Source organism: Serratia sp. C2(1), from assembly GCF_036352655.1.
GTDB lineage: Bacteria > Pseudomonadota > Gammaproteobacteria > Enterobacterales > Enterobacteriaceae > Serratia > Serratia inhibens.
Map to the genome: position 1 here is coordinate 624,932 of NZ_JAZFBA010000001.1, position 18,909 is coordinate 643,840.

An 18,909-nucleotide genomic window follows, 5' to 3' on the forward strand; every position below is an offset into this window, starting at 1 on the left:
GTCAAGTCAGGACATTAAGCCAAAAAGCGCTCAACCAGCTTGACCCAGTAAGTGGCGCCAATGGGCAGGCACTCATCGTTAAAATCGTAAGCGGGATGATGCAGGGCATTGCCTGGGCTGCTTTCACCATTGCCGATTGAGATATAGCTACCGGGGCATTTTTCCAACATAAAGGCAAAATCTTCGCTGGCGGTAAACGGCCGCAGTGACGGGATAAGCTGAGGTTCGCCCGCCCAGTCCAGCGCCACGCGGCGCGCCAGTTCGGTTTCCTCCTCATGATTCACCAACACCGGATAGCCATGCTGGTAGTCAATGTCGGCTGTGGCGCCGAAACTGGTTGCCTGCGCCGTGACCAATGCGGTAATGCGGCTTTCCAAGCGTTGGCGCACGCCGGCATCGAGTGCGCGCACGCTCAGCGTCATTTTGGCGCTGGCGGGGATCACGTTGGCGGCAAGGCCTGCCTGGATCGCGCCAACCGTGACGATCGCCGTCTCCTGCGGATCGATATTGCGCGAGACGATGGTTTGCAGGCTCATCACTATGGCGGCGCAGACGACCACCGGGTCGACCGTGTGTTGCGGCACTGCGCCGTGACCGCCCTGGCCATGCAGGGTAATGGTGACCGTATCGGCCGAGCACATGAAGGGGCCGCTGGCAAAACCCAGTTGACCGACCGGGAAGCCGGGAACGTTATGCATGGCGAACACGGCATCGCAGGGAAAACGCTCGAAAAGCCCGTCTTCAATCATCACGCGTGCGCCGCCGCCGCCTTCTTCCGCCGGTTGGAAAATCAGGTGCAGGGTGCCGGTAAACGAAGGATGTTGCGCCAGATAGCGCGCCGCCGCCAGCAGCATGGTGGTGTGGCCGTCATGACCGCAGGCGTGCATCACGCCGCTGTGGGTGCTGGCATAGGGCAACCCGGTGGCTTCTTCGATCGGCAGTGCGTCCATGTCGGCACGCAAACCGAGCGTTTTCCCCGTGCCGCGTTGCAGCGTGGCGACAACACCGGTTTGTCCTACATGGCGCGTAACCTGATAACCCCATTCGGCCAGCAGCTTCGCCACCAGATCGCTGGTGGCGAACTCGTTGAAGCCCAATTCGGGATGCGCGTGAATATGGCGGCGAATGGCGACCATTTCGTGCTTAACAGCGGCTATTTCAGGTAAAACAAGCGGGTTTGGCATCACCGTCTCCAGAGTGAATTTCCGATTTTCGGCGGGTCGACAGCCGGAAAGCAGGGTGTCTTCGAGACTAGCAAACAACCTTTTTGCCGGGGAGCCGTCGTTCGGTTATGCTGACAATCTTTGGTTGTCAGGGGGCGCAATGAAACTGCATCAGTTACAAGCCTTGGTCGCCAGCGCCGACAGCGGCAGCATTCGCGGCGCCGCACGGCAACTGGGGCTTTCGCAGGCGGCGGTTACGCGGGCCTTGCGCGAACTGGAACAGGAGCAGGAACTGCCGTTGCTGATCCGCACGCCGGCCGGGTTAGGCTTTACCCCTTACGGCAAAACGCTGTTGGCCCACGCCCGGCTGGTGTTGAACCAGCTTGAACAGGCAAACATGGAGATGGCGGGGTTGCGCGGGCTGGCGGAAGATCAGGTAAAGGCGGCGATAACGCCCTGGCTGATGCTGACGGTGCTGCCGCCGGCGGTAGTGGCTTTTCGCAAAAAGATGCCCAAGGTCAAGCTTGAGCTGTTTGAAAGCCTGATGGCTAACGCGCAATCGCAACTGCGGGAGGGCACGATGGACTTCGCCATCACGCCGCTGCCGGCCTCTATAGCGCCGCAGGAGTTTCATTGCGAACCGTTGCTGGACTATGAAACGGCGGTGATGGTCCGGCACGGGCATCCGTTAAGCGAAAGCACCTCTATCCACCAACTGCTGGAACAGGACTGGGTGCTGAATTACACGCCGGAAAACTACGACGATTTGGTCCGCCAACTGTTCAGCCGCCATGGCGCCCAGCTTGATCCCCATCGCATCATCCACGCCCATTCCCTTGGCATGCTACAGGCAATGGTGGAATCGGCGGGCATGTGCACCTGGTGCCCGGTGCCGCTGGCCGGGTTGCCGCAGCTTGCCGGGCGCCTGATGCCGCTGACGCTGCGGGAAAGCTGCGACCCGGTGCGGTTGAATATCGTTACCCGCCGCAACAGCATCCTGAGCGCGGCGGCGAATGCTCTGATTGACTCTCTGGTGCGCCAATTGCGTCTGCAAACCCGTTCGGCGCGACAGGAAGACCGCCGGATTTTCGAACGGGTGCGGATCCTGATTTAAGCCTGTCGCACGCCTGGATGTCATTTTGCGCGCATTTTTATCTTTAATTATCAATTGATTGAAATTACTCCCTCCCCCAAACGGCAAAGATCCCGGTGATTCACTGTGGGATCGGGATCGGATTTTGTAGCTTTTTTAGCCTCGATGTTAACGATATGTGACGTTGTTCAAATATTTATTTTCACGACTTTGGTTATATGATGATCAATGTTTACGTTGTCATTTTAACTTTTATGAGCGGTTTTATTATTATTTATATGAATTTAAAGGTTTAATTTTATTTTTATCTTTTTATTTAATTAAAAATGACAACGTCAACATGTTCACTTTAAACCCGGTAATATTGCAATTGGAGGGATAAATGAGTCAGTTACCTGAGAAAATGCGGGCCGTAGTGTGCCACGGCCCGCAGGATTATCGTTTTGAGCAAGTGCCGACGCCACTGCCGAAGGTTAAAGAGTTGGTGATCAAAGTGGAGGGCTGCGGCATTTGTGCCGGCGACTGTAAGTGCAAAAACGGTGCGCAAATGTTCTGGGGCGAAAACCCGTGGGTGAAACCGCCGGTGGTGCCGGGGCACGAATTCTATGGCCGCATTGCCGCGCTGGGTGAGGGAACCGAGGCGAAATACAAGATTGGCGAAAGGGTCATTGCCGAACAGATAGTTCCTTGCTGGGACTGCCGCTACTGCAAATCCGGCAGTTACTGGATGTGCGAAACGCACAATATTTATGGCTTCCAAAAAGACGTGGCCGAAGGCGGCATGGCGGAATACATGCGTTTTTCTGAAAATGCCATCGTTCACAGAATCCCGGAAAGCCTGAGCCATGAGGATGCGGTGCTGATCGAGCCTATGGCCTGCGCCATTCATACCGTGGCGCGGGGTGATATCCAATTGGACGACGTGGTGGTGCTGGCCGGGGCCGGACCATTGGGACTGTGTATGGTGCAAATTGCCCGCCTGAAAACCCCGAAGAAGCTGATCGTCATCGACGCCATCGATGAACGACTGGCGCTGGCGAAAGCCTTTGGCGCCGATGTGGTGATCAACCCGTTGAAAGAGGATGCCGACAAGATCGTCAAATCGCTGACCGGCGGCTACGGTTGCGATGTCTACATCGAAGCCACCGGCGCCCCCATTGGCGTGACTCAGGGATTGCAGATGATTCGCAAGCTGGGGCGGTTTGTGGAGTTCAGCGTGTTTGGCAAAGAAACCACCGTCGATTGGTCAATCATCGGCGATCGTAAAGAGCTGGATATCCGCGGCGCACATTTGGCGCCTTACAGCTATGAGATTGCCATCGATTTGTTCGAGCGCGGTCTTGTGACCTCAACCGGGGTGGTGACCCACAGTTATTCATTGAACGAATGGGAGGAGGCATTCGCGTTGGCGGATTCCACCGACTCCATCAAGGTTATTCTGGTTCCCTGAGTACTCTCCGACGGCTTAGGATTTCTTGAAAATAAGCCGTTAAAAAAGCAATAAAGTTAACACCCGTTGTTGTTCTGATAACCAAAAATACTCTTCCCTATAGGAGCATAAGATATGTTTTCATTTGTCAGAAAAACGCTTCCCTTTATTATCGCCGGCGGAATGTTGGTGGCCAGTCAAAGTCTGATGGCTAAACAAATTACGATTGGCGTTTCATTCCAGGAAATGAATAACGATTATTTCGTTACGATGAAAGAGTCGCTGGAAAATGCGGCGAATGATATCGGTGCCAAGGTATATATCGCCGATGCGCATCATGACGTGTCGAAACAAATCAGCGACGTCGAAGATATGTTGCAAAAGAAAGTCGATATTCTGCTGATCAACCCGACGGATTCGGTCGGCGTGCAATCGGCGGTCATTTCCGCCCATAAGGCCGGCGCGGTGGTGGTGGCGATAGACGCACAGGCCGAAGGCCCGCTGGACTCGTTTGTCGGCTCAGAAAACTATGACGCCGGCGTCCAGGCGGGCGAGTATTTGGCGAAATCGCTGGGCGGCAAAGGGAAAGTGGCGATCCTCGACGGTATCCCGGTGGTACCGATCCTCGAGCGCGTGCGCGGTTTTGAAGATGCAATGAAAAAGTATCCGGATATCAAGATCGTCACCAGGCAAAATGGCAAGCAAGAGCGGGATACCGCCCTGACGGTAACCGAAAACATGCTGCAATCGGTACCGGATCTGGCCGGTATCTTCAGCGTGAACGATATCGGCGCGCTGGGCGCACTGGCGGCGATTGAAAGCAATGGTGCGCAGGTGAAGCTGGTCAGCGTTGACGGGCAGCCGGAAGCCATCAAAGAGATCCTGAAACCCAATTCGCCGTTTATTGCCACCTCCGCGCAGTTCCCGCGCGATCAAATGCGCATTGCGTTGGGCATCGCGCTGGCTCGTTACTGGGGCGCCAATATCCCGAAAACCATTCCGGTGAAAGTGAAACTGATCGACCGCAACAATGCGACAGGCTTCAGCTGGTAAGCGCGACGATTCTCGCTCATCCCCAGGGCGTGCAGGGCGAGAACTCCGGAGACAAAATCATGACACCATTATTGGAATTAAAGCAGATTAAGAAATCCTTTCCGGGCGTCAAGGCGCTGGACGGCATTAATCTCAGTATTCAGCGCGGAGAAATTCACGCCTTGCTTGGCGAGAATGGGGCGGGTAAATCCACATTGGTAAAAATAATGTGCGGTATTTATCAGCCGGATTCAGGGGAAATAATGCTGGAGGGAGAGGTTTGCAACTTTTCTAATTACCGTGAGGCAATCAAGGCTGGTGTGGGGATTATATTTCAGGAGTTTTCCCTTATTCCTTATATGAGCGCGATTGACAATATATTTCTGAACAGAGAAATGAAAAATCGCTGGGGGTTATTGGATCGCAAACAAATGCGGAGAAAAGCCCTGGCTATTTTTAAGCGGCTGACCGTAGAGATTGATCTCGATTGCCCGGTGGAGCAGCTCAGCGTGGCCCAGCAGCAGTTTGTCGAGATTGCCAAAGCCTTGTCGCTGGATGCCCGCATCCTGGTGCTGGATGAACCGACGGCCACGTTGACGCCGGGCGAAGCCGAGCATTTGTTCAGCGTGATGAACGACCTGAAATTATTGGGGGTCGGTATGGTGTTTATCTCGCACCATCTGGATGAAATTTTCACCGTCTGCGATCGGATCACGGTGCTGCGTGACGGTTGCTATATCCAGACGCTGCCGGTCGCCGATACCGATGTGGCAGAGTTGGTGAAGCTGATGGTCGGGCGCCAGATCGAAAACACCTTCCCGGTGAAAACGCACAAGATAGACACCTCGGCGCGCCTGCTGGAGGCCAGCATCCAGCGCACCAAATACGACGTGGAAGACCGGTTTCACCTGTTTAAAGGCGAGATCCTGGGGTTTGCCGGGCTGGTGGGCTCGGGCCGTACCGAGACAATTTCCGCGCTGATTGGCGCCAGCGGCTGTTATCGCAAAAGCGTCATCCTGCACGGGCAACCGGCTACGCTGCACGATCCGGCACAGGCACTGGCCAAAGGCATCGGTCTGCTGCCGGAAAGCCGTAAAACCGAAGGGCTGGTGCTGCCGTTTTCCGTGGCGCAAAACATCACCCTCAATCGCCACCACAAACGCGGCAAGATTTTCGTCGATGCGCGCAAAGATCGGGACATCGTACAGCGGTTGATTCGCGCCGTAGGCGTGAAAACGCCGGACGCCGATACCGCCGTCAGCACCCTCAGCGGCGGCAACCAGCAAAAAGTGGTGATTGCCCGTTGGCTCAACAACGACTGCAACATGCTTATTTTTGATGAACCTACGCGCGGAATCGACGTGGGCGCCAAGGCGGAAATCTATCAGCTGATGCGGCAACTCACGCAAAAAGGCATTTCTATCATCATGATTTCGTCCGAATTGCCGGAAATCATCGGGGTTTGCGATCGCGTATTGGTGTTTCGCGGTGGTCACATCGTCGCCGAACTGGCCGCAGATGAAATCGAGTCCAATAACATCATGCTTCATGCTACCGGGAGTGCATTATGATCGGCATTGAACAGCCTTCCTCCTCGCGCCGCGCCGCGGGCCTCAGCCTCAATAAACGCTGGGAAAAGCGGCTTCATCATCCGGCGGTGCTGCCGTTTATCGGTTTTGTGATCCTGTTCGCGCTGATGAGCGGATTGAATGACAGCTTCCTGACAGTGAACAACTTGTCCAACGTCGGGCGCCAGGTCTCGATCAACGCCATTATCGCCGTCGGCATGACCTGCGCGATCCTGACGGGCGGGATAGATCTCTCCGTTGGTCCTGTCATGGCGCTGTCCGGCTCTATAGCCGCCGGGCTGATGCTGGCCGGCATTCCCATCCCGGTGGCGATGGTGGCCGCTTTACTGATCGGCGCGCTGTTTGGCCTGGCCAATGGTGCCTGCATCGCTTATCTGCGGATGCCGCCGATCATCGTGACTCTGGCCTCGATGGGCATCGCTCGCGGTTTGGCGTTGCTATACACCGGCGGTTACCCGATTTCGGGGCTTCCTGACCTCTTTTCGTTCTTTGGCCGTGGCACGTTGCTGGGTATTCAGGTGCCAATCCTGATCATGGCGGGTGTCTATGTGCTCGCCTGGATCATGCTCAACCATTTGTCGTTTGGCCGTTACGTTTACGCCATTGGCGGTAATGAAGAGGCGGCCCGTTTGAGCGGCATCCGCGTGCCGCGTTACAAAATGCTGGTGTACGTGGTTAGCGGCCTCACCGCCTCGTTAGCCGGGTTGGTGCTGACGTCAAGATTGATGAGCGGCCAGCCGAACGCCGGGACAGGGTTCGAACTGGATGCCATCGCCGCCGTCGTGTTGGGCGGCGCGGCGATCTCCGGCGGCAAAGGGGCGATTATCGGTACGCTGGTCGGTGCGATGATGCTGGGCGTGCTCAACAATGGCCTGAACCTGATGAGCGTATCGCCCTACATCCAGAACGTGGTGAAAGGCGCGATTATTCTCGCGGCCATTTACCTCAGTTCCGCTCGTCGCAAGTAAGGCAGGGAGAGCAGATTATGGGATATTTTCTCGGAGTGGATATCGGCGGCACGGTCATCAAGGCTGGATTATACCGCGCTGACGGCCATGAACTGGCCGTGGCCGAGCGCTACGGCGACGCACTTTCACCCCAGCCCGGTTTCAGCGAGCGCGACATGGAAGCGTTATGGCAGGATGTGTGTTCGGCTATCCAACAGGTGCTGAGCAGCGCGGCGGTAAGCGGCGAGCAGGTGGGCGGCGTCAGTTTTTCATCGCACGGCAAAGGGTTGTATGCCCTGGACCGGCACGGCAAACCGGTGCGCAACGGCATTATCTCTTCGGATACCCGCGCGTTGGCGACGGTGGCGGAGTTGCAGCGTGACGGCATCGAACGGCTGACCTATCCCCGCAGCCTGCAACCCGTGTGGAGCAGTCATCCGGCGGTGTTATTGCGCTGGTTGAAGCTGCAGGAACCGGCATGCTATGACCGCATCGATAGCGTCTTGATGGCGCACGACTATGTGCGTTTTCGGTTGACCGGCGAGGCGGCGGCCGAGGTGACCAACATCTCCGGCAGCAACCTGTTTAATCAAGCTGTCGGCGGCTACGATCCTGCGTTGCTGGCGGCTTTCGGCATTGATGAAGTGGCGGATAAAACCGTGCCGATCATTGACTCCGCTCAGTTGGCCGGCCGGGTAACCGCCGTGGCTGCGGCGCAATGCGGCTTACGCGCCGGTACGGCGGTGTACGGTGGGTTGTTTGACGTGGTGGGCGCGGCGCTGTGTTCGGGCGTGGTCGACGAGCGCACCCTGAGCGCCGTGGCGGGCACCTGGTCGATAGCCACCTGCGTGACCCAACGGGTGCTCCCCTCAGATTACCCGTTTGCCTGGGGGCGTTATTGCATGGCCGATCGTTATTTTGTACACGAAGGCAGCCCGACGTCGGCCGGCAATCTGGCCTGGTTCCTGCGCCAGTTCTGCGAGAACGATCGCCAACGCTATGCGCAATTTAATCGGTGGGTCGCCGATCGCCGCGACCGGGCGTGCGATATCGTTTTCCTGCCTTATTTGTATGGCTCAAACCTCAGCGTCAATCTGTCGGGCGGGCTGATCGGCATGAGCGCGCACCACGAGATGGGCGATGTGGTTCAGGCGATTTATCAGGGCATTGTTTTCTCGCACCTGGTGCATCAGGACCGCATGTTAACGCTGAATTCGCAGGTGGAGCGAATCCGCATGACCGGCGGGCCGACACAATCTGCCGTATGGATGCAGATGTTTGCCGATGCCGGCAATCTTCCCCTGGAGGTGGTGGATATTCAACAAAGCGGATGTCGCGCTGCGGCGATTTGCGCCGCCGTGGGCGCCGGAGAATATGCCGGTTTTACCGAAGCCGCGCGGGCGGTCCAGCCTCAACTGCATACCTATCTGCCGGAAGCGGCGGCCAACCGGCGTTTGCGGGACCAGCAGGCGCGTTATCTGGACGTTGCGCGAGCGCTGAGTGAGGTCAACTATGCAAGCCACTAATGCCGTTTGTCTGGGGTTGTATGAGAAAGCGTTGCCGCTGGATTTGGGGTGGGCGCAACGGCTGGATATCGCTGCTGAATTGGGTTTTCAGTTTATGGAGATTTCTATCGACGAACAGCCTGAACGCCAGCAACGGTTGGATTGGGATCGCCAACAGCGGTTGGCGTTTATCAACGCCAGGTTTGACAGCGGGGTAGCTGTGCCCAGCATGTGTCTGTCGGCGCACCGGCGTTATCCGTTCGGCAGCCATGATGTCGCGACCCGTCGTCAGGCCCGGTTATTGATGGACAAAGCGCTGAATTTCGCGGTGGACGTTGGGGTACGCAACATTCAACTGGCGGGCTATGACGTGTATTACGAAACCTCAGATCGTCATACGCGCCAGCGATTTATCGAGGGTATGCAGTGGGCGGTAGAGCAGGCGGCGAAGGCACAGGTGATGTTATCGGTGGAGGTCATGGATACCACCTTTATCAACAGCATCAGCAAATGGCGTGAGTTCTCACGGCAGATCGCCAGCCCGTGGTTCACCCTCTACCCCGATATCGGCAACCTCAGCGCCTGGGGCAACGACGTGGCTTTTGAGCTGGAGCAGGGGATCGATCACATCACCGCCATTCACCTGAAAGATACGCTGGCGGTTACGCCGGGTACGCCGGGGCAGTTCCGCGACGTGGCGTTTGGCTCAGGCTGCGTGGATTTCGCCCACGCCTTCTCGACGTTAAAAACGCTCAATTATCGCGGGCCTTTTCTTCTGGAGATGTGGGCGAAAAACGATGATGAAGACATCAACCGCATTCGTCAGGCCAAAGCCTGGATTGAACAACAGATGAAACTGGGAGGGATCGCATGTTAACCGAACTGAAGCGGCAAGTGCTGGCCGCCAACCGTAGCCTGCCTGTCTATGGCCTGGTGACCTTCACCTGGGGTAACGTATCGGCGATAGATCGCAGCAGGGGGCTGGTGGTGATCAAACCCTCGGGCATCGCTTATGAGGATATGCGGCTGGAGGATTTGGTGGTAGTGGATTTGGACGGCGTGGTGCGTGAAGGGCAGCGCAAACCCTCCTCTGACACGGCCACGCACCTTGCCCTGTACCGGGCCTTTCCCGAGATTGGCGGCGTGGTGCATACCCATAGCCGCAATGCCACCATTTGGGCGCAGGCCGGCCAGGCGATCCCTGCGCTCGGCACCACCCATGCCGACTATTTTTATGGCGAGATCCCTTGTACCCGCCCGATGAGCGAGGCGGAAATTGCCGGGGAATACGAGTATGAAACGGGCAAGGTGATTATCGAAGCTTTTCATAATACCGGGCGAGATCCGCAGCAGGTGCCTGGGGTACTGGTGTATTCGCACGGCCCCTTCGCCTGGGGGAAAAGTGCGGTCGATGCGGTGCACAACGCGGTGGTCATGGAAGAGGTGGCGGTGATGGCGATGGCGACGCGGCAGTTGGCCCCGGCGATTGCACCCATGCAGCCGCAACTGCTGGATAAGCACTTTTTACGCAAGCACGGCAAACACGCCTACTATGGGCAGTAATCAGGGCAGGCGCCGGCGGTGGCCGGTGCCGATTTATCGGTTAAGCAGGGAGCCGGTAAAAAACTCGCGTCTGAAGGGCGGATCGCTGCGGGGTTTTTTAATCGCAGTGAACAGCAGTTCCGCCGCTATTTCCCCCAGCATTTGGGTATCGTGATAAACCCCCGCAATGTGGAGACCGTAATTCCCCGCTTTGGGCGGTTCGTCAATCGAGAAAAATTTGACGCTGTGGTAGATATTCAGCTCATGGCACAGAGAGATAGCGCCAAGGGTAATAATTCCGTTTAGCCCGACAATATATTCCGGTCGGTTTTCCGGTGCGGAAAGATAATCTCTGACCTCAGATTCTTGCGAAATGAAATCGTAATCGCCATTAATAATGTGAATTTCATTTTTCCCGCATGCCAACGCCTGAACAATGCCTTCGGTTCGCGTCAGCGTTATTTCGGAATCAGCCGGCCCGCCGATAATCAGAATTTTTCTCTCGGGCTGCTCGGAAAGATATTGACCGGCCAGCGCACCGATTTCACGGTTATTGAGAAACACGCCGCTAAGCTGTTGGTTGTAAAGGTCTCTATCGATAAGAATCAACGGGATGCGATAAACCTGAGCCAATTCCAGATAGGCCGGTCGATACGCTTTGTCGTCGCGCACCGCCGACAACAAAATGCCGCGAGCCTTATAGCCGAACAGTGCCTGAATGGCCTGCATTTCGGCTTCTTCGCTGCCATCGGTATCGAACAGCATAATCTGATAACCCTGCATGCGCGCAATACGCGACACGGTTTTAATTAGCCCTGAATAAAAGGGGTTATACATACTGCTGGTTACAATACCAATGATTTGGCTGCTGCTGTTTTTCAACCCCTGAGCAAAGGCGTTGGGCACATAATTAAGCTCTTTGGCGATGGCGTGGATCTTTTCACGCGTTTCGGGTTTCACCAGTTCAGGTTTATTAAAAGCACGGGAAACAGTGATGTTGGTCACGTTGGCACGGCGGGCAATATCCACAATGGTGGCGTTTGAATTCGCTTTCGACACCGTCATTCCTTGCTTTATTCGTCAACAGATCTCTTATTGTAGGGAAGCGCCTTAAAGTATGCCAGATGTAAGTGGGCCGCGGCAGTTTCATGACGCAATCCCCCCGTTTCCATTTCCCCCGACCGTAAAAAAGAATGCTCCGCTTTATTGGGGCTGCGTGGTTTTCTGCATGATTGATAACACCGTTTCTGACGCAGCGCGCCAAGGATTGAGCGCCTGCATTTTGGCCAGCACTTCCAGCCCCTGGAGGGTTAAGTGCTCAGGTATACCATTGCCCAGATCGCTCAGGGCGATGGCGGCGTTATGGTTCGCATATTCCGCGCAGTCTCTCAATCCGCCGAGTACCAGCCGGCGAGCAACCTCATCCGCCATGCCTTTCTCGGCAAGCCAGCATTGCAAACCCTCGGCGAAGAAGTAGAACCACCCGTTCATGCAAAGGCTTACCGTCGCCAAGTCAAAGTCCGATTCGTCGGGCAGCACTGTCAGTTGGCCTAATCGGGAAAACAGGTCCTGAACCTCTTTGTCAGCGGCCGTCAGGATCACGTTCGATTGGTTGATTTCAGCGGCGAAAGTGAGCATCAATCTGACACAGTCAGCGTGCCCGAACAGATCTCGCAGGCGCTGAGAGTTAACTCCCGGGACCAGCGAAACCAGCGTTTGCGAGCTGCGCAGCTGCACCTGGTTTGCGATTTCATTCATGGCATGGCAGTCCACGCCGGTAATAATCACGTCAGCTTCATCGACGACATCCTGGTAATGATCCAGAGTCCAGCAGGGAAGCGCTCTCTCCAGCCTGCGCGCCCGTTCATTGTTGCCAGAGACAAGAAATACCTGCGCCTCAGGAACGGCGAGAAATATTCCTCTGACCAGTTTTTCGGTCAGCTCGTCAACGTCCAGAATACCCACCCTTTTCATTAACTCTCCGGTGATCAGTTTCTGTTCTGTCGCCGCATTTGCGGTGCGGAGAAATTACCGCACTTATTGCGGACGAGGATTGCTAGCATTTATTGGGTCATTGCATTGGCTTGCGGAGGCTGCCAACCGCCCCCGAGCGCCCTGAACGCGGCGACGGCCGCGCGTGCCGATTCCGTTTGGGCCTGCGCCCTGGCGTCGGAGGCCTGCAGCAGGGTTTCATCGTTGCGCAGGACGTCAATCAGGCTGGCTGTCCCTTGCCGATAGGCGACGAAAGACGATTGTCTGGCGCTGGCCAGGGCCGTTTCTCCCCCGGTCAGTATCGCTGTTTGCGTTTCACGATTGATCAGTGCGGAGAAGGCGTTTTCGACGTCTTCGGTGGCGCGCAGCACCGACAGGCGGTAAGCTGCGAGCGCTTCGGCCTCCTGGCCTTTCGCCTGATCGATCTGCGCGTTGATGCGGCCGAAATCGAAGAGCCGCCAACGCAGCCCCAGTACGCCTGCCGATTGGCTGGCACCGCTGGAGAACAGGTTGCCGCTCGCCACCGACGTCGCGCTGCCGAGTAATGCGCTGAGCGAAAACTTCGGGTAGTACTCGCTGACGGCCACTCCGATACGCGCGCTGGATGCGGCAAGATGGCGTTCGGCCACGATAATGTCGGGGCGGCGGCGCAGCAGATCGGCAGGGGTGCCCGTAGAGGCGATCTGCGGAGCCTGCGGGATGGCGCCCGGCGTGGTCAGTTGAGCGCGATGGGTGCCGGGCGGGGTGCCGAGCATGACGTCCAGCGCGTTCATGGCGGCGTCGAGCCCGGTCTGGAGAACCGGCACCGTAGCCTGAACCTGCGCCAGAGCCCCTTCGGTCTGGCGGACCTGGTACTCGGCGGCCAGCCCTTTGCTGTGAAGGAGCCGCACTTTTTCCAGCAGCTCTTGTTGCGTAGTGACCTGCTTGTTTGCGATAGCCAACCGGGTTTGCAAACCGCGCAGGGTGATATAGATATCGGCCGTCTGGGCGGCGACGGCAAGGCGTGTCGCGGCGACGCCCGCCTCGGAAGCCTGATAATCGGCCAGTGCGGCCTGGCGACCGCGTCGCAGGCCACCGAATAGGTCGATCTCCCAGCTTGCGTTGAGGTCGGCTTCATAGGCATTGCCGTAGCGATTATAATCGGGCGTTGAACTGAGAACCTGGCCCAGCGGGGTTTCGACCGACTGATAGGCGCGAGTGGCCTGGCCGCTGATGTTACCCGACGGCAGCAACGCCGCTGTCGCCGCGCCAAGTCCGGCACGGGCCTGCGTCATCCGGGCGGTTGCCTGGGCCAGATCGAGATTTTGCGCAAGTGCGCTTGCAACGAGGTCACTCAATAAGGGATCGTCGAAGCCTTCCCACCAGACCGCAAAACTGGCCGGCCGGGCAGCGCTTCTCTGTTGGACGGCGGATTGAGCCTGATAACGATCCGAAAGGGGAGCGTCCGGGCGATGGTAATCCGGTCCAACCGCGCAACCCGTCAGTAAGCCGGTGCTCACAACCAGAGCAAGAGTACGCAGGGGAAACATGGGGATTCCTTGAATCAAAGCAGAATTGTGACTACATTACCAAATGGTCACTTGTTGTCAATCGGTGCTCATCGAGCTAAGCTAGAAAAATGACTAAACACATGAATGCACTATCCCCGCGAGGGCCATTGGATCACAGCGTTCGCGATCAGATCGTGGAAGCCGCCACAGAGCACTTCGGGCACTTTGGGTATGAGAAAACCACCGTGTCCGATTTGGCCAAGGCGATTGGTTTTTCCAAAGCCTACATCTATAAATTTTTCGATTCCAAACAAGCAATTGGTGAGGTGATCTGTGCCAATCGGCTGGCCATGATCATGGAGATTGTCAATGCGGCGCTCACAGATGCGCCGACGGCCTCGGAAAAATTAAGGCGTCTTTTCAAAGCGTTGACGGAAGCAGGCAGCGACCTGTTTTTTCACGATCGCAAGCTTTACGACATCGCTGCCGTCGCGGCCCGCGAACGCTGGCCTTCGGTGGTGGCGTATGAAGAACGTCTGTGCCAGGTGATCCAGCACATCCTGCTCGAGGGCAGGCAGTCGGGGGAGTTCGAGCGCAAAACGCCGCTGGATGAAGCGACACAGGCGATCTCCCTGGTCCTGCGGCCCTATATCTGCCCTGTCCAATTGCAAAATAACCTGGAGGATGCGCCGACGGCAGCGGTGCTTCTGTCGGCATTGATACTGCGCAGCATGGCACCTTAAAATTTGTGACCATTGACATTATTGGTCACTGGTCGGAGAATGCGGTTACCGTCCTGTTCATTAATTAAGGGAACCCATGCCCCGGCTAAAATCTGCCCCCCTTGCTGTTTGCCTGTTATCTTTCGCCCTGGTGGCGTGCGGCGACGCTGCCAGCGTCGACGATCCACGTAGCCAACCTCCTCTGGTGAGGGCGGCTACCGTGAAGAGCGCCGTCGATGCCTCCCGCGCCTTCACCGGCGTCGTCGTCGCCCGCGTTCAAAGCGATCTCGGTTTTCGGGTGCAGGGTAAAATACTTGAACGTCTGGTCGATACCGGTCAAAGCGTCAAACGCGGTCAGCCGCTGATGCGTCTGGATCCCGTCGATCTTGGCCTGCAGGCGCAAGCCCAACAGCAGGCGGTCGCCGCCGCACGGGCACGCGCCAGGCAGGCCATCGATGACGAAGCCCGTTATCGTGGCCTGGTTGCCTCAGGGGCCATATCGGCTTCGGCTTACGATCAGATCAAGGCCGCTGCCGATACGGCCAAAGCGGAGCTAAAAGCTGCGCAGGCGCAGGCCGACGTGGCGCGCAATGCGACGGGTTATGCCGTCTTGCTGGCCGACGCAGACGGTGTGGTGGTGGACACCCTGGCCGAGCCTGGGCAGGTCGTCAGCGCCGGGCAACCGGTGGTGCGGCTGGCACGGGCGGGGCAGCGAGAAGCCATCGTACATTTGCCTGAAACGCTGCGCCCGGCGATCGGGAGCGAGGCCATGGCGACGTTATACGGTAAAGATACGGCGGCGGTTCCCGCGAAATTGCGTCTGCTCTCCGATGCGGCCGATCCTTTGACGCGTACCTTTGAAGCGAGATACGTGCTGGAGGGGGCGCTGGCGAGCGCACCGTTGGGTGCCACCGTGACGCTCGCCATTGCTGAAGGCAGGCTAACCGAGCAGGTACTGCAGGTGCCTATCGCCGCCCTCTATGATCCGGGCAAAGGGCCGGGCGTCTGGGGCATTTCCGGCCAGCCCGCCAAAGTGTCGTGGCGGCCGGTTCAGGTGCTTGGCCTGGGCGACGATGCGGCCAGGGTGACCGGCGGCCTCAAGCCCGGTGAACGGGTGGTGGCTTTGGGCGCGCATTTGCTGCACGAAGGCGAAGCCGTCCGTCTTAGTAATCAGAGCGATGCCAGCGTCGCCGGGAGCCGGCCATGAGCGGAGGGCGGTTCAACCTTTCGGCGCTCGCCGTTCGCGAGCGCTCAATCACGTTGTTCCTTATCATCCTGATTACCCTGGCCGGCATTCTTTCGTTCTTCGAGCTGGGGCGTGCGGAAGATCCGCCGTTTACGGTCAAGCAGATGACGATCATTTCTGCCTGGCCGGGCGCCACCGCGCAGGAAATGCAGGATCAGGTGGCCGAGCCGCTTGAAAAGCGCATGCAGGAGCTTAAATGGTACGACCGCAGCGAGACCTACACGCGGCCCGGTCTGGCTTTTACCATGATGTCGCTGCAGGACAGCACGCCGCCTTCACAGGTGCAGGAGGAGTTTTATCAGGCACGCAAGAAACTCGGCGACGAAGCCAAGAATCTGCCGGCGGGCGTGATCGGCCCGATGGTCAACGATGAATTCTCGGACGTGACCTTTGCGCTCTTTGCATTGAAAGCCAAAGGGGAACCGCAACGCCTGCTGGTGCGCGATGCCGAATCGTTGCGCCAGCGTTTATTGCATGTCCCAGGAGTAAAGAAGGTCAATATCGTCGGGGAGCAGGCTGAGCGTATCTTCGTCTCTTTCTCGCATGACCGACTGGCCACGCTGGGCATCTCCCCGCAGGACATTTTCTCCGCGCTCAACAACCAGAACGTGCTTACGCCGGCCGGTTCGATTGAAACCCATGGGCCGCAGGTCTTTTTGCGCCTGGATGGCGCCTTCGACAAGCTGGAGAAGATCCGCGATACGCCGATTGTGGTTCAGGGAAGGACGTTAAAACTCTCGGACGTGGCGAAGGTCGAACGTGGCTACGAAGATCCTGCGACCTTCCTGGTGCGCAATCAGGGTGAGCCGGCGCTGTTGCTGGGCATCGTGATGCGTGAGGGCTGGAACGGCCTGGATCTGGGCAAGGCGTTGGATGCGGAGACGGCAAAAATCAATGAAGGCATGCCGTTGGGCATGACATTGACGAAAGTCACCGATCAGTCGGTGAACATCAGCTCATCCGTTGACGAGTTCATGATCAAGTTCTTCGTCGCGTTGCTCGTGGTGATGGTGGTCTGTTTCGTCAGCATGGGTTGGCGCGTGGGCGTGGTGGTTGCGGCGGCGGTGCCGTTGACGCTGGCTATCGTCTTCGTGGTGATGGAAGCCACCGGCAAGAACTTTGACCGCATCACCCTCGGCTCGCTGATCCTGGCTCTCGGGCTGCTGGTGGATGACGCCATCATCGCCATCGAAATGATGGTGGTGAAAATGGAAGAGGGCTACGACCGCATCAAAGCCTCGGCCTATGCCTGGAGCCACACGGCGGCCCCGATGCTGGCCGGTACGCTGGTGACGGCCGTCGGCTTTATGCCCAACGGTTTCGCGCAGTCTACCGCCGGCGAGTACACCAGCAACATGTTCTGGATCGTGGGCATCGCGCTGATTGCTTCCTGGGTGGTGGCGGTGGTATTTACGCCTTATCTGGGCGTGAAAATGCTGCCGAAAATCAAAACGGTTGAGGGTGGGCACGCGGCCATCTACAACACCCGCAATTACAACCGCTTTCGTCGATTGCTGACGCGCGTCATCGCCCGGAAATGGATTGTAGCGGGTACGGTTATTGTCGTGTTTACCCTGGCGATTTTCGGCATGGGACTGGTGAAAAAACAGTTCTTCCCGACCTCCGACCGCCCGGAAGTGCTGGTAGAAGTGCAGATGCCCTATGGCACCGCCATTGAACAGACCAGCGCCGCAACGGCGAAGATCGAGGCTTGGCTGAAAAAGCAGAAAGAGGCAAAAATCGTCACGTCCTATATCGGGCAGGGTTCACCGCGTTTTTATCTGGCGATGGCGCCGGAGCTGCCCGACTCGTCATTCGCGAAGGTTGTCGTGCTGACGGACAGTCCGGAAGCGCGTGAGGCGCTCAAATTCCGCCTTCGCCAGGCGGTGGCCGATGGGCTGGCACCCGAAGCGCGTGTCCGGGTCACGCAACTGGTATTTGGCCCGTACTCGCCATTCCCCGTTGCCTATCGCGTGACGGGGCCGGACCCCGATCTATTGCGCGCGATCGCCGATCAGGTGGAAGCGGTAATGCAAGCCAGCCCGATGATGAGAACCGTCAACACCGATTGGGGCCCGCCGGTGCCGACGCTGCATTTCACGCTCGATCAGGACCGCTTGCAGGCGGTGGGGTTGACGTCAACCGCGGTCGCTCAGCAACTTCAGTTCCTGCTCTCGGGGGTGCCAATCACCTCAGTGCGTGAAGATATCCGTTCGGTGCAGGTGATGGGCCGTGCCGCCGGGGATATCCGGCTTGACCCGGCAAAAATTGCCGGCTTTACGTTGGTGGGGGCTGCCGGTCAGCGCATTCCGCTGTCGCAAATAGGGGATGTCGATGTGCGCATGGAAGATCCCGTTCTCCGTCGGCGCGATCGTACCCCGACCATTACGGTGCGGGGCGACATAGCCGAAAATCTGCAACCGCCGGATGTGTCCACGGCGATCACGAAAGCGTTGCAGCCGGTTATCGACCAGCTCCCGGCCGGGTATCACATTGAGCAGGCGGGTTCGATTGAAGAATCGGGCAAAGCGACCAAGGCGATGGCGCCGCTGTTCCCTATCATGATCGCCATGACGCTGCTGATCATCATCTTGCAGGTGCGTTCGATGTCGGCGATGGTAATGGTCTTCCTCACCGCGCCGCTGGGGCTGATTGGGGTGGTGCCAACGTTGCTGCTGTTCAACCAGCCGTTTGGCATCAATGCGCTGGTGGGATTGATCGCGCTGTCGGGCATCCTGATGCGTAATACCTTGATCCTGATAGGGCAGATCCATCACAACGTGCAGGAAGGGCTGGATCCGTTCCATGCGGTCGTCGAGGCGACGGTTCAGCGCGCCCGACCGGTGTTGCTCACGGCGATGGCGGCCATTCTGGCGTTTATCCCGCTGACCCACTCGGTGTTCTGGGGCACCCTGGCTTACACCCTGATTGGCGGCACTTTCGGCGGAACCATAGTTACGCTGGTATTCCTGCCGGCGATGTACGCCATCTGGTTCAAGATACGCCCGGACAATAAGCCGCAAACCGACAAGCCGGCATTGGCATAAGTCATAACGGGGGAGCGCGATCCCCTACTAATCTACCGACACATTGATGTGTCGGTAGACGTTTACCGCAAAACGAAAGGGTCCGATGATGAAGGCTGAGGGTGTTTACGCG

At 57.7% G+C, this 18,909-nt stretch carries 15 protein-coding genes; 11 read left to right on the forward strand and 4 right to left on the reverse strand.

Features of this window, described 5'->3' with window-relative positions; all coding sequences use genetic code 11:
• Window positions 1-14: 14 nt before the first annotated feature.
• Entirely contained in the window at window positions 15-1,184 is a 1,170-nt protein-coding gene (locus V2S86_RS02880; RefSeq protein WP_330761142.1) for a M20 aminoacylase family protein, read from the reverse strand.
• Window positions 1,185-1,323: 139 nt separating this feature from the next.
• On the opposite strand from V2S86_RS02880, the gene V2S86_RS02885 reads away from it, so the two are divergent.
• The 8 genes from V2S86_RS02885 (at window position 1,324) to araD (ending at window position 10,321) form a co-directional block, all read left to right on the forward strand.
• Entirely contained in the window at window positions 1,324-2,277 is a 954-nt protein-coding gene (locus V2S86_RS02885; RefSeq protein ID WP_330761143.1) for a LysR family transcriptional regulator, read from the forward strand.
• A 361-nt stretch (window positions 2,278-2,638) separates the two neighbouring features.
• Window positions 2,639-3,706: a zinc-binding dehydrogenase gene (locus tag V2S86_RS02890; RefSeq protein ID WP_330761144.1), complete on the forward strand. Its 1,068-nt coding sequence runs from the start codon at window positions 2,639-2,641 to the stop codon at window positions 3,704-3,706.
• 114 nt (window positions 3,707-3,820) lie between these two features.
• A complete protein-coding gene (locus tag V2S86_RS02895) occupies window positions 3,821-4,738 on the forward strand; it encodes an ABC transporter substrate-binding protein (RefSeq protein WP_330761145.1) in 918 nt (305 codons plus the stop codon).
• Between the two features lie 59 nt (window positions 4,739-4,797).
• On the forward strand, window positions 4,798-6,288 hold the full coding sequence (locus V2S86_RS02900; RefSeq protein ID WP_330761146.1) for a sugar ABC transporter ATP-binding protein: 1,491 nt from the start codon (window positions 4,798-4,800) through the stop codon (window positions 6,286-6,288).
• The gene (locus V2S86_RS02905) at window positions 6,285-7,274 is read left to right on the forward strand and encodes an ABC transporter permease (RefSeq protein ID WP_330761147.1); all 990 of its coding nucleotides are present in this window, start codon (window positions 6,285-6,287) and stop codon (window positions 7,272-7,274) included. The genes V2S86_RS02900 and V2S86_RS02905 overlap by 4 nt, the downstream gene beginning before the upstream one ends.
• A 14-nt stretch (window positions 7,275-7,288) precedes the next feature.
• A complete protein-coding gene (locus V2S86_RS02910) occupies window positions 7,289-8,779 on the forward strand; it encodes an FGGY-family carbohydrate kinase (RefSeq protein ID WP_330763143.1) in 1,491 nt (496 codons plus the stop codon).
• Entirely contained in the window at window positions 8,766-9,635 is an 870-nt protein-coding gene (locus V2S86_RS02915) for an L-ribulose-5-phosphate 3-epimerase (protein WP_330761148.1), read from the forward strand. Before V2S86_RS02910 ends, V2S86_RS02915 begins: the two co-directional genes overlap by 14 nt.
• Window positions 9,629-10,321: an L-ribulose-5-phosphate 4-epimerase gene (gene araD, locus V2S86_RS02920; protein WP_330761149.1), complete on the forward strand. Its 693-nt coding sequence runs from the start codon at window positions 9,629-9,631 to the stop codon at window positions 10,319-10,321. Before V2S86_RS02915 ends, araD begins: the two co-directional genes overlap by 7 nt.
• A 33-nt stretch (window positions 10,322-10,354) precedes the next feature.
• Here the strand turns inward: araD and V2S86_RS02925 are convergent, their stop codons facing one another.
• From V2S86_RS02925 to V2S86_RS02935, 3 genes are all read right to left on the reverse strand, one after another.
• Window positions 10,355-11,359, reverse strand: a complete 1,005-nt coding sequence (locus V2S86_RS02925; protein ID WP_330761150.1) for a LacI family DNA-binding transcriptional regulator — start codon at window positions 11,357-11,359, stop codon at window positions 10,355-10,357.
• Between the two features lie 144 nt (window positions 11,360-11,503).
• The gene (locus tag V2S86_RS02930) at window positions 11,504-12,274 is read right to left on the reverse strand and encodes an NAD(P)-binding domain-containing protein (protein ID WP_330761151.1); all 771 of its coding nucleotides are present in this window, start codon (window positions 12,272-12,274) and stop codon (window positions 11,504-11,506) included.
• An 89-nt stretch (window positions 12,275-12,363) separates the two neighbouring features.
• Window positions 12,364-13,821 carry an efflux transporter outer membrane subunit gene (locus V2S86_RS02935; RefSeq protein ID WP_330761152.1) on the reverse strand — a complete coding sequence of 486 codons (1,458 nt, stop codon included), beginning with the start codon at window positions 13,819-13,821 and terminating at the stop codon, window positions 12,364-12,366.
• 89 nt (window positions 13,822-13,910) lie between these two features.
• On the opposite strand from V2S86_RS02935, the gene V2S86_RS02940 reads away from it, so the two are divergent.
• From V2S86_RS02940 to V2S86_RS02950, 3 genes are all read left to right on the forward strand, one after another.
• Window positions 13,911-14,525, forward strand: coding sequence for a TetR/AcrR family transcriptional regulator (locus V2S86_RS02940; RefSeq protein WP_330761153.1), 615 nt, complete (start codon window positions 13,911-13,913; stop codon window positions 14,523-14,525).
• Window positions 14,526-14,601: 76 nt separating this feature from the next.
• Entirely contained in the window at window positions 14,602-15,711 is a 1,110-nt protein-coding gene (locus tag V2S86_RS02945; protein ID WP_330761154.1) for an efflux RND transporter periplasmic adaptor subunit, read from the forward strand.
• On the forward strand, window positions 15,708-18,797 hold the full coding sequence (locus V2S86_RS02950) for an efflux RND transporter permease subunit (protein WP_330761155.1): 3,090 nt from the start codon (window positions 15,708-15,710) through the stop codon (window positions 18,795-18,797). The genes V2S86_RS02945 and V2S86_RS02950 overlap by 4 nt, the downstream gene beginning before the upstream one ends.
• The last annotated feature ends 112 nt before the right edge of the window (window positions 18,798-18,909 follow it).